Raw genomic sequence first — 14,926 nt, 5'->3', positions numbered from 1 at the left:
GGAAGTAAGCATGAAAAAGTTAATGTTAGTGATGATGATAGGTGTTCTTGCAGTGTTGACGGCTTGTGGCAATAAAGAGGCGGGGGATTCTGGAGATAAGAAAAAGCTTACCGTTGGATTTGGTGTCGGAACCTATGAGGAACAATTCCGCCAATCGATTCTACCGATTCTAGAGAAACAAGGGTATTCCGTTGACATTAAAACCTTCTCGCAAAACATGCAGGTCAATCCAGCAATGAAGGAAGGCTCCATTGACGCAAGCATATTCCAAAGTACAGCTTATATGGAGGCCATTAACGAAGAAATCAATGCAGATATGGTCGGAATTGCTTATGTTCCAGGTGCTCCACAAGGCCTTTATTCTGTAAATCATACCACGCTAGACGATGTTAAAGACGGTACAACCGTAGCTGTTCCGAACGATCCGGTAAACCAAGAGCGTGCACTGCGTATTCTGGAAGAATTGGGTTGGGTCAAAATTAAAGAAGGGGCAGGCGTAGCGGATTTTAATATTAATAGTATGGAACCGGATAAATATAATATTGATATCAAAATATTGGACCCCGCTCAAATCCTTGTCTCCCTTCAAGATGTTGATTATGGCGTTGTAAATGGTAATTATATTGCTAATTCGGACAGAAAGATTACGGATGCTTTGAAAATAGAAAACACACCTATGGAACACAGAATTATCGTATCGGTTAATAAAAAGGATGAAAATTCTCAGTGGGCTAAAGATTTGAAAGCTGCTTATGAATCCAAAGAGTTTGAAGAATATATTCTTGGATTAGAAAAATATGATGGTTTCATTCTACCTGAAGCTTGGGACAACAATTAATTAAGGAAGTGAACGAAGTGACCAAAGAAAAGATTCATTTTATTGGTGGCGGACAGATGGCGGAAGCGATCATCCGCGCATGTATAGCGAATAACACCTTGTCTGTAAATCAAATTAGTGTATCGGATATTAATGAAGCGCGTCTGCAGTTTTTAAATACCAAATACGGTGTAGATACGAAGAGTTCGCAAGAGCATAACCTGTCTACAGCAGATGTGATTGTAGTGGCAGTTCGCCCACAGGATGATTTAACTACCCTTGGTCAAAATGTACAACAATTCGCTACAGCTTCTGCCGCAATCGTATCGATTGTGGCGGGTGTGACGAATGATCAGTTAGCTGGTTATTTTGGAGCTGAACGGCCCATTATCCGGGTTATCCCCAATACTTTAACCGATACAGGATATGGCTATAGTGGTGTAGCGTTAAATGTTTATGCTACTCGTGATCAAGTGGAGCATTTCCTACTCGGCTTTGGAAAAGTACAATATCTGGATGAGGCGTTAATGGATGTTTTCACTGGATTTGGTGTGGCGGGTCCTAACTATATCTATTATTTCATTGAATCTCTCGTAGATGCAGGTGTACTTGCCGGACTGCCGCGTGACCAAGCCTGGAAGGTTGCACTGGAGAATATGATGGGCTCGGTAGCAATGCTGCAACAGACAGGGCTGCATCCACGACAGCTGCTGGATATTAATAATTCACCTGGCGGTGTCGGCATGCATGGCTTGTACGAATTAAACAACAGTGATTTCGCAGCGGGTCTGCAAAGAAGTGTTCTGGCAGCCGTAAAACGTACTACTGAGCTGGGAGTGAAGTAATCATGGCAACGATGAAATGGGATCATTTAGTTCACTATGTCAATGATTTGGCCAAACCGGTTGAGATCTTTGGAGCTCATGGATTGGTTGCTTTTAAGGGAGGCTCTCATAAAGATTGGGGAACCTATAATGCCTTAAGTTACTTTGGGCTAACCTATCTCGAGTTTCTGGGCATTGAGAATCTTGAGCTGGCAAAGGCAACTGAACATAATTTAGTGGTGAAAGATGCAGTAAAACTTCTACCAGAACATGAAGTTCTAAGTAGAGTAGTCATCCGGACGGATGATATTGAAGAAGTAGCGGCTTCCCTGAAAGCAGCAGGCTTATCATTATCTCCAATTATCGATGGTAAGCGTCTAGATAACGAGGGAAGATTAATAGAGTGGCGGATGATGACCATTGCTGGTGACTTTGGGGGACTGGTCTATCCGTTCATCATTCAATGGAGCGGAACGGATACAGAGCGAGTGGAAAGATTAACATCATCTGGAGTCATTAAGCCTCATCCTGCGGGAGAAGTCGAAATCGTGCGTGCTGTATTCCATGTCTCCGATCCTGAAGCTGCAGCCAACCATTGGGGAACCATATTCGGACTGCCTGTTACGAAGTCAGAGGATGATACCTTCAGCCTTAAGATTGGCGATAGATCATTTGCTTTCGTGCAAGGAGACGAGAACCAATTCAAGCAGGTGGTTTTTGAAACGGATTCGTTAGAGCTGAAAGGGAAGACGATTTCGATTGGTGATGGGGAGTATGTTTTCGTTTAAGGGACTAGTATCTTTATAACTTTAGAAATAAAGACTTACTTGAAGGGATCGATACCTCGAGTAAGTCTTTTTGCTATTCACCGAAGGTACTAATGATGCTGGCATTTTTTTGTTTTAATCAATTTGTAAGATTTATTGAATTTCATTATATGGTACGATGTCCATGATATAAAAGGAGGTGAAGATAATCGGTGCAGAACAAAAATACGTGGCCCATTTCCTCGCCGGATAGGCTTAATGTGGATCTAGCGCAGATAAAAAACCTTGATTATGCCTCTAAATTTATATTACTATAGACATTTTTCTCTTGCCTGGCGCTATGAATTTTGATAAACATAATGGATAAATTTAGATATTACATATGGAGGTAATTACGGATGAAAACTCACTATTACTTAGATTGGTTTTATGATAAGGGCTTTTCTGAGAAGCTAGTCAATGTGTTGCATGAGGATATAACAGACAGAAAATCGCTTGTTATGATTAGCGCTGAATCGTCTGATTTTAGTGATGAACAAGTTAATATTGATAGTGTTTTTGAAAGGACATGGTTTAATCAGGCTAACATTTTTTTTGATGAATATCATTTCATTGATGACCGCACGCAGAAGGAAGATGCCCAGCGATTAATTCAAAACGCCTCTGTCGTTTTTTTATGTGGTGGAACCGCTCGGGACCAAAAGCACCTTTTGACGGAATATGAATTATCGGATTTGATTAAAAAAAGCAATGCTGTTGTAATGGGAACAAGTGCTGGTGGGATGAACATGTCTGATGAATATGTGGATGAATGCACTGTTTGTGAAGGTATGGCTCTTAATCACTTTTCTTTTGAAGCTCATTTTGATCATGATAACACCGCGCTAATTGAGGGGCGTTTTCCTTTATCGAATAAAATGGATATTTATGTGGCGGCAGACAAAGATGGTGCTGTACGTGTGAAGGGCAGCAAAATCGACATTATAGGCAATGTATATTTAATTTCCCACTCAAAGATTCAGAAATTGGCTGAGACGCTCTAATTATGGTTGAGTGGTTGTGACACTGACGGTTAACTAAATGGTATTTGTTTTGAGTCCCTATTTGACAGCACCTTACGAGCAAATCGAGTTGATTACTCCTGCGAAAAAGGAAGATTACGCATAACGCGCATACGATGTTCAAGCCATCAACATTCGATCTTGAATTTATATCATTCGAGATCCATGTAAAGTTATCGGAATCTGCGATGGTAAGGATATGAAGTTTTAAGTGAAGAAGCGTTTGATACAGTGAGAGGAGAAATCAAGTCTCTTTTCTTATGTACTGGGTCTAGAAAGGAGTGAATAAGCAATGGAGTGGAAAGGCGATGCAAATGCCAATAAAAAAAGAGAGTCTCAGTTCACTGAGGAACTATCGGAGTCACAATTATCGGCTTTAGAATATGTTACGAATTACGCGCGAACTCGAAAAAGTGAAGCAGTTCAGACCATCCATGAAATTCTTCAAATGTCTAATGTGGATCGGGAAGAGTTTGAAGATGCTGTGGTCAAAATAAAGTCACATGCGAAGATTGCTCTACATTTCCATCCAGATCGACTAGATCCGGTAAAGAAAAGTGTTGCAGAGGCGCTATTGGAGCAAGGCGTGTACAAGAGCCAATTTGAGACCTTGTTATCCAGTGGTAGTGTATCAGCCTATTCTGGCGGTCCACGTGATTTGTGGGAGGAAAGACTATTTGGAGGGGCATACCAACAAGAGGGTGCTTCGAATAGCGAACGCCCTAAATATGGCGCTCTTGATTTGATGCGTCATTCGGATGGGCCAGCTCCGCGCTTTGGCTCCTGCTATTTCCTCCTATCCCCTGAGGTTTCTTATCGCAGTACATACACCTATATGGATTCGCATCAAAACCCTGTACAGAAAGGGACATATGCAGAATTTGATGATATGATGGCGGCATTACTAGAGGAGATTTTCTTAAGAGATTCCGCTCTAGGGGAAAAAAATCTTCGATCACAAAAATTAGTTGACCATCTTCGGGTCAACCTCACAATGCCGTTTACAGACCCTTCAAAGGGTGAAGCTAAACGTAATCTTAACCACTATATTGAGGCGCAAGTTCATGGAAACATCCGTCTAAAGGAAGATGTGGAAATTTTAGTTGCCGATCCTTCATTCAAGGGTACTCCAACAGGGCGAGTCCTGGAGCAAATATGTTTACAGTATGCCATCCAACTCTATTGGCACATGGGATTCGCGATGTGGGTAGACGAAGTGCCTTCAGATTTTAGAGGGCCTTCGATGCCCTCCTTGGCTAAGCGTATTGCTCATCACGGTTATATTGATGCGAGCATGATTGGATCTGCTGCTATGCACTTAAAGCATGATCCTTCAGCATGGCGGGACCGAGGAACCGAAAAAGAAGTACTTCAAGAATTAAAACTCTTATGGCATGTTTTGGTGCGGTACGGAAAGCCGCTCCGAAACTTTAAGTTGTAAGAAGAGTTGGTACGCTTGAAGTTATGGCATTTAAGTAAACAAACAAACAAATTAATAAGCGAATTTCCCTCCGTATGGGATATTTGACTTGTCATTGATGGGATGTTTGGGTGAATCAATTTTTCAAAGAAGCTTTTGCGGCTCAGTGTTGATTAGAAGTTTTTTGCGTTGAATCATGGAAATATCGCGCTACATCTTCTACCATGTTACAGTACAATGGGACTGTGGTTTATAAGACCTAGATTATAAAAATAAAACATTATGTTTAGTAAGATTCTGCACCCGGCCATTATGCAAGTGATTGCGGATGGCTCAGTCGAAAAGCTGAAGATGCTTTGCTCTATGTACCTGTATTCCTTCGAGAATTCGCTAAGGTATCTGAAAAAGTCGAAACGGGAATTCATTCAAAATAGCCTGAAATAGAACAAGTCGGAGCATGGATTTGTCATGTGCTCTGGCTTGTTTTTATTTTGTTAATTTTTCTGACTGTCTTGCGTAGAATGATGCACTTTGGGGAGAGGTATGTCTATCTCGGCCTCGGCTTGGACAGTTTGGCTCAATATCCGGGCCACATGTTCATGAAATTGCCGCAACGCTTTGTCGGATGGCTGATTACTTTCCTTGATTACATATTCACATTTCTTCATGAACTACGCCTCCGAAATTTTACAGTTGTCATATTCGATGATTTGTCATCAAAAATGCTCAACATTCTACTTGAAAGGCAGCAAAAATTTAACAGGTTTGGAGTAGAAACTATTATGGAAAGTAAAACAATTAAACACGTAGCCGTTTATTTAAGAAAATCACGGGATGATGGTGAGTTTGAAGACGTTCTCTCGAAGCATAGGGATACCCTTCTGACCTTGGTCGATAATCGAAATTGGACTTATAGGCTATATGAAAAAGTGGCCTCAGGTGAAAAGATCGAGTCCCGTAAGGAAATGCAGAAGTTTCTTCGACATGTTGAAGACCAGCTCTATGATGGGGTAGTAGTCATGGATATTGACCGTTTAGGGCGTGGAGAAAACAAGGATTGGGCACTCATTAAAGATACATTCTTAAACTCAGAAACGGTCATTATCACACCAAACAAGATATACGATCTAGAAATAGACAATGACGATGTATCCTTTGATTTCATGTCTATTTTTGCCCGAATAGAATACAAAACGATTAAGTGAAGAATGAAGCAGGGCAAGGAGGCCGGAGCGAAGAAAGGCATGTGGACAAACGGAAAGCCACCGTTTCCTTACTACTACGATAAGAACATAAGGTCGGTATTGGTGGATGAAACCAAGCGTCCGATTTATCGAGCGATTGTTGAAAAGTATTTGAATGGAACAAACCTTGGTCATATCGCCATTTGATTGACGGATAACAAGATACCTACGCCATACAACATTAAGCCCGATGGAAAGAACAAGGGATGGTCAAATATTACGGTTCAAAGATTGCTGGCAAGCGAAGTCTATTTGGGTTACATTACTTATGGAAAAAACGTTCCAAGCGTGGTTCACGAATGAGATTCCGAGTAGGTGAGAATAAGAAGCAAGGGCAGCACTGGAGTGCATTGTGCTATCACCAGTATAAAGATGGCAGTAAATGTGAGCAGCGCGGCAAGGTAATGGATGTTGATTTTTTCAATGCTCTCTATGATCGGATTATTCATGTAGACCCGAATATTTTACGGGAGATTGAATTGCATGGAAGTAGGTATAATGATACACAGGTCATTATCGAGGTCAAAGCGCAGGAATTGAAGAAGCAGAAGCGAGCGTTGGACAAGCTGCATGAATCTTATGAAGAGGACATGATAACGAAGCAGGTATTTTTAGAGCGTAAAGCTGTTCAGTCTAGGCAGATACAGAAGCTAGAGGAAGAGTTATAGGATTTGCGGAAAGTGGTAGTAGATGAAGGTAATTATCCGACTGTGGAGCAGATATATGAGCGGATAGGTGAGTTTAGGGAGTTGTGGAGCGCTTCCGTGACGAGTGAAGAGAAGAATCGGGTGTTGAAGAAGTTAGTGGAGCGAATTGTGTACGATCGGGAAGGGAGTCGGGTGGAGTTGACGGTTTGTTATAAGTGATTTGAAATAGGATAAGTCTTTGGATGCTTCTGGAATATATTCCAGAAGTATCTTTCAATATGGTACAATATACCTAAATTAGCTACTATCAGATTTATAATTTCATATAAAGAGGCAGTAAAAAGAGTAAAGAGCTTTATCGATATTAAGGAAAGTAATCTATTATCTCTTGATGTATTAGGACAAATCAGAAATAAAGTAACAATTTATAGAGAAATTGATTTTCATGAAGTTATTGGAACAATAAACAACACAATACAGCTTCTTATTGAAAGTTTATTTTCCTTCTTTCATGAATGATGGAACTGATTATTATAATTTGGATGAGCTATTTATGAAGATTAATGAAGCCATAGAATTGGTTAGGTATCAGGAGAACATATACTGGTCGGGTTATTTCGTAGAAGAGTTTCAGATCTATATAATCTAATTAACGAAGTCAGAAACGACAAGAGTTTCAGGAATTCTTAGAACAGCATAACATGGAGATTTATATTGAACTCGATTGGTATATTGATTCGAGTACGTTTATGATATTTTTCTTTGATGATTACGAGGATAAATCACTAGAGCCCAGCATTGTTGATTATCCTAGTTTTAACATAACTTTTTTTAAGAATAATTAAGAAAGGATAGTTGCTTACATAGACCATTATCATAATTTGCTAAATGACAATGTTAACGCAACATATGAATGCAGTAAAGTAGGTGGCATATCTAAGACAACTTTGATTTCTTGGGCTCGAAGAAGCAGTTTTAAAAAACAATATAGTTCCAATACTTTGAAATCTATCTTGAAAAAGAATCTTGAAAGTTAATCAGTCTGAACTTCAGTTAACCCCCGATTCAAATATCGGGACGTTCACCCCTCGGTTCGGCAAAGGTAATGGGAAGTGAAAGGATTCGGCCGATCTCCAATATTGGTATTGACAAATAAAAAAAGAAACTATATTTTCCTAATTATGTAAAAACTACTTAGAAAAGGGGTGTTTAATTTGGATTTGTCATTGATGCGTGCAATAAAAGAAGCAAGTTATTTGTCAACACAAAAGACGCACCGATATCGTCCAATATTAAGATACATGTATGAGCAACATCGTATATTTAATAATGAAGTTTTGCCAATAGAAATTTTTACGTATCTTAAACAATTTTCTGAATTTGGGGATTATACACTCGAAGAGCAAGATGCTGATTTATCGGTCTTAGTTGAAAACAATAACTTAGTGTTGAACCAAGATAATACAGATGCTGTTACATTGGAAGACCTTATTAGGAATCGAAAAACATATTCACTAACGGAATATACGATTGAATTTGAAAAAATGCTTATTTTTATGGAGAAAAAACTTTATCGTATACGTGGTGGTTCATTGGATAAAAAACTCACTGAGCACCTATATAATGCGCTTGTAAAATTAAACGGATTTTCCATGCAAACCGAGTTGGATTCGTCTTCGCTTGTTCAACTATATGAAGCGTGGGAGGAGCTGTTCGAACGTTTTACAAAGCTTGATAATGATGCTTCGGATTATTTGAATCATATCAGCGGTGATAAATTGGATAGCAAAATGGAAACCGATGCCTTCATTGTATTTAAAAATCAGTTCTGCTCTTATTTAACGGATTTTATGGTTGAACTTAACCGCAATTCGCCTGCGATAATTAATATTATTACACACATTTCGGAGAAGAAAATTCAGAACATCGTAATGCAACTCGTCCGTCATAAAAAAAATATGCCGACCACTACGGTTGTGTCGGATAAAGAGTATTCCGATACCTTTTTTGATGTATGGACAGGTATCCGAAACTGGTTTTTGGCAAGTGATACTAAATCGAGCAAAGCGTTTCAACTTGAAGTTCGTACTCGGGATGCCATCAGTAAAATGTCTAAGCTTGCGCATTTTTATGCAGAGCGACAATTTTTGAAAAAAAGTCGAGTAACAGAATTTTTACGACTTGCAGACATGATACATGAGTCCGGCAACTTGAAAGAAGCCCATCAAGTTTTTTCTTACCTATTCGGATTCGAAGGTATCCAGCATTTCAAAGTCGCACGGAAACCGTCGGAAAAGAATGATGGTACAGTATGGGATTTTGACCCGGATGAGCTAGATGTGACGTATCGTATTCGACCACCATCTGAGAGAACCATAAAACAGAATTTGAAGGTATCGAAAGTGAGCCAGGAGGCACTCGAGCAGCAACGGTTGCTCGCGGAGCGGCTGACATACGAAGAAAGTGTATTAATAGCGATCGTGGAGCAGCCTTACTTAATCTTGAAGGATTTGGAAACGAGAGTTGAGCCGTTTGTTCGAAAGGCATTATTAGTTTGGATAAGTTCGGCGCTGTTGAATCCAGTTGGCTACGGTATCTATGAGGGTACCACAGAATTGGGCGTGAAATTTAAACTTCATAAGGTTAGTAACGATATTATTGAATTGCATTGTTTAGATGGAATCCTCTTTTTGCCCGATTTCCAAATGACATTTACCGAGGTGAAAACGCGTGAAAAAGTTGTCTCAGGAGACTCTTAATTGCATTCATCAACTACTCGATAGTTTTTGGGTTGTGCGCAAGGAGAATCCAGAGCTTTTTTATGAAATTAAGCAAAACGAAGGGTTTCTGCGAGATTACTTTAAGGACTACTTCCGTTTTAAGCTGGTAGTTGGTACAGATTTTGCAAAAGTTGAGAAGTTTCAAGTAACGCCTCAACCGTCAACAGGCATATCAGATTTCAAAGAGGTGAAAGATTACGTCATTTTTTACTGTGTACTTGCGTTTTTGGATGGAAAAGCATCAAAGCAATTTACGTTGTCAGATGTTTGCCAAGCGGTCGTTTCGTACTACCCAAGAAGTTCCAAGAGATCGGTCAATGAAAACCCTCTACCATTAACATGGAAGGGTAACGAAGGCTATAGAAACCGACTATCACTTGTTCGTGTATTGAAAGAAGCTGTTCGACGGTGTCTGATAGAAGTGATTGATAAAAACATAGAAGACTTTCAAGACAGAGAAACGAATGATGCACTGCTGCGTTCAACCGGGCTTGTGAAATATTTTATGCGTAATATTGGTTTTAATATTGAAGGAGAATTGACGTTAAATGATATTATGTTGATTCAAGAAACTCAGGAACGGGAATTAGGTCTAGAAAGAAAGCATTTACTATACCGGAAACTGTTTTTAGAGCCAGCCTTGTATCGGCATGAAGTATCGACGTCAGATTTTGATTACTTAAGACAGTACAGTCGCCACTTAAATGAACATGCCGAAAAATACTACGATATGAATCTGGATGTTTACGGAAGCAATGCTTTTTTAGTAAAAGAAAACGTAAGCACGTTTCGACGGTTCTTTCCAGCAAGTAATGCTGAATCGAACCTACTTGTTCAGTTTGCAACATTGTTAAGACTTAAAATCATCGACGATGATGACAGTCTCGGTGAACAAAAAGATGGGACAGTCGTTTTAACAAATGTTGATTTGGATATTATGTGTCGACAGCTCATAGATGAAAATAGTCACAGATGGACGACGGGCCTAAAAAGTATGAGTAACACTGAAATTAAGAATATAATTAAAAATATGCTATTTGAATGGAAATTAGCGGAGACAACGCAAGAAGGTGATTTAAAACTATATGATGTAATCGGAAGATTTTTTGAAAAACCTAAAGAAGAAAATAATAAAGGAGTATGATGATGACTAATCATACACAGCGTTGGAAGCCTCATCGCTTCATCCTATTTAACTATTGGTATTTTAATTATGAAGAATATTACTTCAAGAACGGAAGACTGTTACTGCGTGGTCATAATGGTGCGGGAAAGTCGATTGCCATGAATACACTTTTTACATTCATGCTAGATGGAAACAAAGATCCTAAGCGGTTGGATCCATTTGAGTCAAGTGACCGCAAGTTTTATGACATCTTGCTTGGAGAAGAGTCGTTAAACAAGGACATTATTGAGCGCATTGGTTATGTTGTGATTGAATATAAGTTGACGAACACGGAGCAGTATATCACGACGGGATTTGGACTACATTCCAAACGGAAAAACAGAAGGTTGGAAGATGCCTGGGGGTTTGTGATTCATGACCGTCATAGGCGTATTGGGCGTGGACCAAATCCGATCTCACTCTATAAGGTAGAAGTACTAGATGATTCACCGGAGCAAATTCCCTTAGATAGAAAACAAATAACGACAGCAATTGGCGAGAGTGGTACTATCGTTGATAGTAAAGATTATGCGGAACTGATTAATAAGAATCTGTTCAAGTTTCCGGATGTAACAGGACTTAAGCTTTTTACCGATGTACTCGTACGGCTTAAGAGCCCTAAGTTAACCAAGGGAGGAGGGCCAGACGATTTAAAAGAAACTTTGAACGAATCATTACCGCCATTATCCGATCATGAATTGTCCGCTTTAACCACTACCGTGGAAGCACAAGACCAAACACAGCGGGAAATTCTAAAAACTCAAAATGACCTTGGTTTTGCAACGAAACTGGATAAAGGTTATGACGATTATGTTTCATACGTATTTGCGGAGAAGGCTAAGTATTATTTGGAAAGCAAAAATACGTGGGATACTATTGCTTTGGAACATCAGAGAGTACAAAGAGATATTGAGACCAAGAGCGTTGACTATGATGAGACAGAGCAAAAACTCCGAAACATTGAACGTGAAATTGAAGGGTTGAAGCAAGCAAGACAGGAATTGGGGCATGATAAAATAGTGGATTTGGATGATACTCTTCAATCTGCCAGACAAGAGCTAGCACGAATATTGAATGAGAAATCAGTCAAAAAGAATCGCTATGAGTTAAATGAAAAATCATTAATAGATGCTAATAGCGAACGGCGTAATATTGAAAATGAATTGTGGGCAATTGATAAAGAACTTAAAGTCGCGTTCGAGAGTCTGGAGGAACTGGGGATAGATTCGGCATTTGAAGACATCTATCTGGTATTTTCTGACCATTTCAAACGGAATGAAAACAATGGGGATTATCTTTTTATAAATTGGGAGTCTGAAATACGAATCAGACTTCAAAGACTTGGGGGACTTCTCAAACGAATTAAAGAGTTGGACCAAAAGAAGCGCGATCTAGATAGTATGAGACAACAAATTGAAGTGAAACAAGGCGCTCTTGAAAACGAAAGAGAAAGGCGCACTTCTCTTGCGAATATCTATGATATGGAACGAAACAACGCTTATATAGAGCTTGAAAACTGGATGAATGAATTAACAGCTCTTGTGCTTAGCGTTAATAGTAGTACGAGTGTGAAACGGATGTTTAATGGATATCTGGAAAGTGTGACTCAGGAGCAATTGATGTTGCCAATCTCGGGTGAGCGCGAAGAACAAGTGTCCCAATGCATTAAGGAGCAAGCATGGCTAGGAGCACAAATTCGATCAAAGGTTGAAGAAAGAGATCTTACTAAAGAAGAAGTCGTTGTTCTTGAGGGAGCTGATGAAATTGAACCTGAACTTCCGATAGCCAAGGAGAACCAGGTGCGGGAGTTCAAAGAAAAAGGGATACCGTACGTACCTTTTTACGCTATGGTTGATTTCAAAAAGAATCTTACTGAGGAGCAGAAGTCAAGTTTGGAATCGGTACTTACCGAAACTGGTATACTAACTTCGCTGATTGTACCCGCTAACCGTTATAACGAAGCGTTGTCTGGAACGGTTCTTAGTACTCATCAGGCTCAGGTACCAAACAATCTAACAAAGTATCTAGATGTTTCGGTTTCGGCTACTAGCGATGTGAGTCATGAGGATGTGCTAGCAGTTCTGAAGGGGATTTCGGTTTCTGATGAGGACGTCCATTTTGTAACGGCTGATGGATCATTTAAAGGTTCTTTTATAGCTGGAACTGCTTCTCAGTATGGTGTAGCCAAATATATTGGAAAGCATGCACGGGAACAAGAGCGGCTTCGTATAATTGCAATGTTAAAAGAAAAGATTGCTGCTCTTAAGCTTGAAATCGATAAGCTTGAAGTACTTTCTAATGAAAGTAAAACGCGACAAAACAAAATTGAAGTTGAGTACCGGTCATGCCCGAAATTTCCGGCTCTAATGGATGCCAAAGAAAAATTTGAAGTCGTTGCAAAACGCATTGCAGAATTGTTGGAGCCTGAGATCTCGTCGTTAAATGAAAAATTCAAGGAACTGAACATCAGAGTGGAGACACAAATCAGGAACCTAAATGTAGAGTTCGAAGATATCACTATCGAGAAAAATGAACAAGCCGTAAATGATGCGTGTGATGGCTTACGAAATTTTGAGCGAGCGTTATCAAATCTGAAGAGTTCTTATCGTTCCAGAGGGGATAAACAAAGTCTTCTAAAGAATCAAGATGACAAGATAAGTACTTTTAAAGATGTTGTGGATGTGGCAAGGGCCGACGTTCTGTCACTTGATGGGCGAATCAAAAGCATAGAAACACGGATAGAAAGCTATGAAAAGCGGTTACAAGATATTGGCGCGGATAATGTTCGTAAGCTTGCCCAAAGTATTAACGATAAACTGGAACAATTTCCAATAGACCAAAGGGCACTGGACAGGGAACTTAGTGAACTGAAAAACGATTTAAATAATCTTCGTGACCGTCTTTCGACTGGTGCTCAGAAAGAACTTTTTATGCAAGAGTTTGTTTTGGCATGGGAAATTGCTTTGTTTCAAGATGTAAAAGAATTCAGTGGAAAATTTGGGCTTGAATTCGAATCAGATACGGAATCACTTGCTCAGATTATCATGTCCAAGTTCGGGCAGCTCCTCTCGAAAAAGGATAGAGTAAAAAATAAAAGCGAGTTAGGCAATGTCTTTTCGGATGCGGACAAGGGTTTACCAGAATACAATTTAACAATGGAGCCGTTAGAATTTGAAGTCGATTTTTCTCATATGGCTATTGAAGATGAAAGTCGTGTGGAAATTCTTAAAATGATAGCCAGACGTGAAAAAATTACACTAGAGTATCAGTCGCGTCGTGTTTCGCCCTCATTTGCCAAAATCAAACTGACCGAGCAAGATAAAACGCTTGCAGAGGTAATGGCTGAAAAGGACCGTGAGATTTACGAAGACATCCTAATTAATCATTTGGGAGAAACCATAAAAAACAAAATTCAAAATTCAAAAGAATGGGTAGCACGTATCAATACAATAATGGAAAAGACGCAGAACTCCAGTGGACTGAAGTTTGATGTTGAGTGGTCACCGAAAAAGACTGACAGTGAACAAGAACTCGATACACTAGAATTAGTTCGATTTCTAGAGAAGGATCCTATGTGGCTTGCGGATCCCGATAGGAAAAGGATAGCCCAGCATTTTCGTTCCAAGGTATATGAGGCGAAACGTAAAGCTGAGTTGAGCGGTACATCGACCTTCATGGAAGATATTAAGTCAGTCTTGGATTATCGAGAATGGTATGAGTTCATTATTTACTACGAAAAAACAGGTGAAAAGCGTAAAGAAATGAAGAAAAGCAATTACAACACATTCTCTGGTGGTGAGCGAGCAATGGCGATGTATACGCCACTTCTAGCAGCTGTTGATGCACGTTTGCAAAATGCTCACTGTGAAGCTCCTCGTATATTTGCATTAGACGAAGCGTTTGCAGGCGTAGATGATAACAATATCAAAGAAGCATTCAAAGTTATTGAGATGTACGACTTTGATTACACATTAAACTCTCAATCTTTATGGGGATGTTTCGATGTAGTGCCTGATCTGTCGATTTATGTTCTGAATCGAATGGGGAATTCAAATCTTGTTAATTCAATTTCATACTCATGGAATGGTATTAAGAAGACACGTGTAGAAGAGCCTTATGAAACAATCGAGGATGTTCGATCTTCGCTTGCTCAGATTACATTGTTTTGAGTTATTTTGGCGTTCACCACTTGTAGCATTTG

13 protein-coding genes are annotated in these 14,926 nt (G+C 39.6%); all 13 read left to right on the top strand.

Features of this window, described 5'->3' with window-relative positions:
• Positions 1-10: 10 nt before the first annotated feature.
• The 13 genes from MHI25_RS19540 (at position 11) to MHI25_RS19480 (ending at position 14,894) form a co-directional block, all read left to right on the top strand.
• Entirely contained in the window at positions 11-838 is an 828-nt protein-coding gene (locus MHI25_RS19540) for a MetQ/NlpA family ABC transporter substrate-binding protein (RefSeq protein WP_076141012.1), read from the top strand.
• Entirely contained in the window at positions 823-1,662 is an 840-nt protein-coding gene (gene proC, locus MHI25_RS19535) for a pyrroline-5-carboxylate reductase (protein WP_340394010.1), read from the top strand. The genes MHI25_RS19540 and proC overlap by 16 nt, the downstream gene beginning before the upstream one ends.
• A 2-nt stretch (positions 1,663-1,664) precedes the next feature.
• On the top strand, positions 1,665-2,429 hold the full coding sequence (locus MHI25_RS19530; protein WP_339243969.1) for a VOC family protein: 765 nt from the start codon (positions 1,665-1,667) through the stop codon (positions 2,427-2,429).
• A gap of 377 nt (positions 2,430-2,806) precedes the next feature.
• Positions 2,807-3,451, top strand: a complete 645-nt coding sequence (locus tag MHI25_RS19525; RefSeq protein WP_340394008.1) for a Type 1 glutamine amidotransferase-like domain-containing protein — start codon at positions 2,807-2,809, stop codon at positions 3,449-3,451.
• Positions 3,452-3,761: 310 nt separating this feature from the next.
• Complete coding sequence (locus tag MHI25_RS19520; RefSeq protein WP_076304581.1) at positions 3,762-4,910, top strand: DUF3626 domain-containing protein; 1,149 nt, start codon at positions 3,762-3,764, stop codon at positions 4,908-4,910.
• Between the two features lie 761 nt (positions 4,911-5,671).
• Positions 5,672-6,094: a recombinase family protein gene (locus tag MHI25_RS19515; RefSeq protein WP_340010554.1), complete on the top strand. Its 423-nt coding sequence runs from the start codon at positions 5,672-5,674 to the stop codon at positions 6,092-6,094.
• 3 nt (positions 6,095-6,097) lie between these two features.
• Positions 6,098-6,280 (top strand): hypothetical protein, encoded by a 183-nt coding sequence (locus tag MHI25_RS19510; protein WP_340033279.1) that lies wholly within the window; start codon positions 6,098-6,100, stop codon positions 6,278-6,280.
• 152 nt (positions 6,281-6,432) lie between these two features.
• Positions 6,433-6,801 carry a hypothetical protein gene (locus MHI25_RS19505; RefSeq protein WP_340394007.1) on the top strand — a complete coding sequence of 123 codons (369 nt, stop codon included), beginning with the start codon at positions 6,433-6,435 and terminating at the stop codon, positions 6,799-6,801.
• Positions 6,802-6,804: 3 nt separating this feature from the next.
• The gene (locus MHI25_RS19500; RefSeq protein WP_340394005.1) at positions 6,805-6,999 is read left to right on the top strand and encodes a hypothetical protein; all 195 of its coding nucleotides are present in this window, start codon (positions 6,805-6,807) and stop codon (positions 6,997-6,999) included.
• Between the two features lie 292 nt (positions 7,000-7,291).
• Positions 7,292-7,429: a hypothetical protein gene (locus MHI25_RS19495; protein WP_340394003.1), complete on the top strand. Its 138-nt coding sequence runs from the start codon at positions 7,292-7,294 to the stop codon at positions 7,427-7,429.
• A 565-nt stretch (positions 7,430-7,994) separates the two neighbouring features.
• Entirely contained in the window at positions 7,995-9,539 is a 1,545-nt protein-coding gene (locus MHI25_RS19490; protein WP_340394001.1) for a TIGR02677 family protein, read from the top strand.
• Complete coding sequence (locus MHI25_RS19485; protein WP_340393999.1) at positions 9,511-10,704, top strand: TIGR02678 family protein; 1,194 nt, start codon at positions 9,511-9,513, stop codon at positions 10,702-10,704. The genes MHI25_RS19490 and MHI25_RS19485 overlap by 29 nt, the downstream gene beginning before the upstream one ends.
• Positions 10,705-10,706: 2 nt before the next feature.
• Positions 10,707-14,894, top strand: coding sequence for a TIGR02680 family protein (locus MHI25_RS19480; protein WP_340393997.1), 4,188 nt, complete (start codon positions 10,707-10,709; stop codon positions 14,892-14,894).
• Positions 14,895-14,926 lie beyond the last annotated feature (32 nt).

The organism is Paenibacillus sp. FSL E2-0177, assembly GCF_037992975.1.
In the GTDB taxonomy this organism is placed as follows: domain Bacteria; phylum Bacillota; class Bacilli; order Paenibacillales; family Paenibacillaceae; genus Paenibacillus_AQ; species Paenibacillus_AQ odorifer.
This window is presented reverse-complemented; position numbering and strand designations above follow the sequence as displayed.

Coding starts and splice junctions, on each gene's coding strand:
- MHI25_RS19480 (WP_340393997.1), top strand. CDS start 10,707: ATGACTAATCATACACAGCGTTGGAAGCCTCATCGCTTCATCCTATTT.
- MHI25_RS19515 (WP_340010554.1), top strand. CDS start 5,672: ATGGAAAGTAAAACAATTAAACACGTAGCCGTTTATTTAAGAAAATCA.
- MHI25_RS19530 (WP_339243969.1), top strand. CDS start 1,665: ATGGCAACGATGAAATGGGATCATTTAGTTCACTATGTCAATGATTTG.
- MHI25_RS19520 (WP_076304581.1), top strand. CDS start 3,762: ATGGAGTGGAAAGGCGATGCAAATGCCAATAAAAAAAGAGAGTCTCAG.
- MHI25_RS19505 (WP_340394007.1), top strand. CDS start 6,433: ATGAGATTCCGAGTAGGTGAGAATAAGAAGCAAGGGCAGCACTGGAGT.
- MHI25_RS19540 (WP_076141012.1), top strand. CDS start 11: ATGAAAAAGTTAATGTTAGTGATGATGATAGGTGTTCTTGCAGTGTTG.
- MHI25_RS19510 (WP_340033279.1), top strand. CDS start 6,098: ATGAAGCAGGGCAAGGAGGCCGGAGCGAAGAAAGGCATGTGGACAAAC.
- MHI25_RS19495 (WP_340394003.1), top strand. CDS start 7,292: ATGAATGATGGAACTGATTATTATAATTTGGATGAGCTATTTATGAAG.
- MHI25_RS19525 (WP_340394008.1), top strand. CDS start 2,807: ATGAAAACTCACTATTACTTAGATTGGTTTTATGATAAGGGCTTTTCT.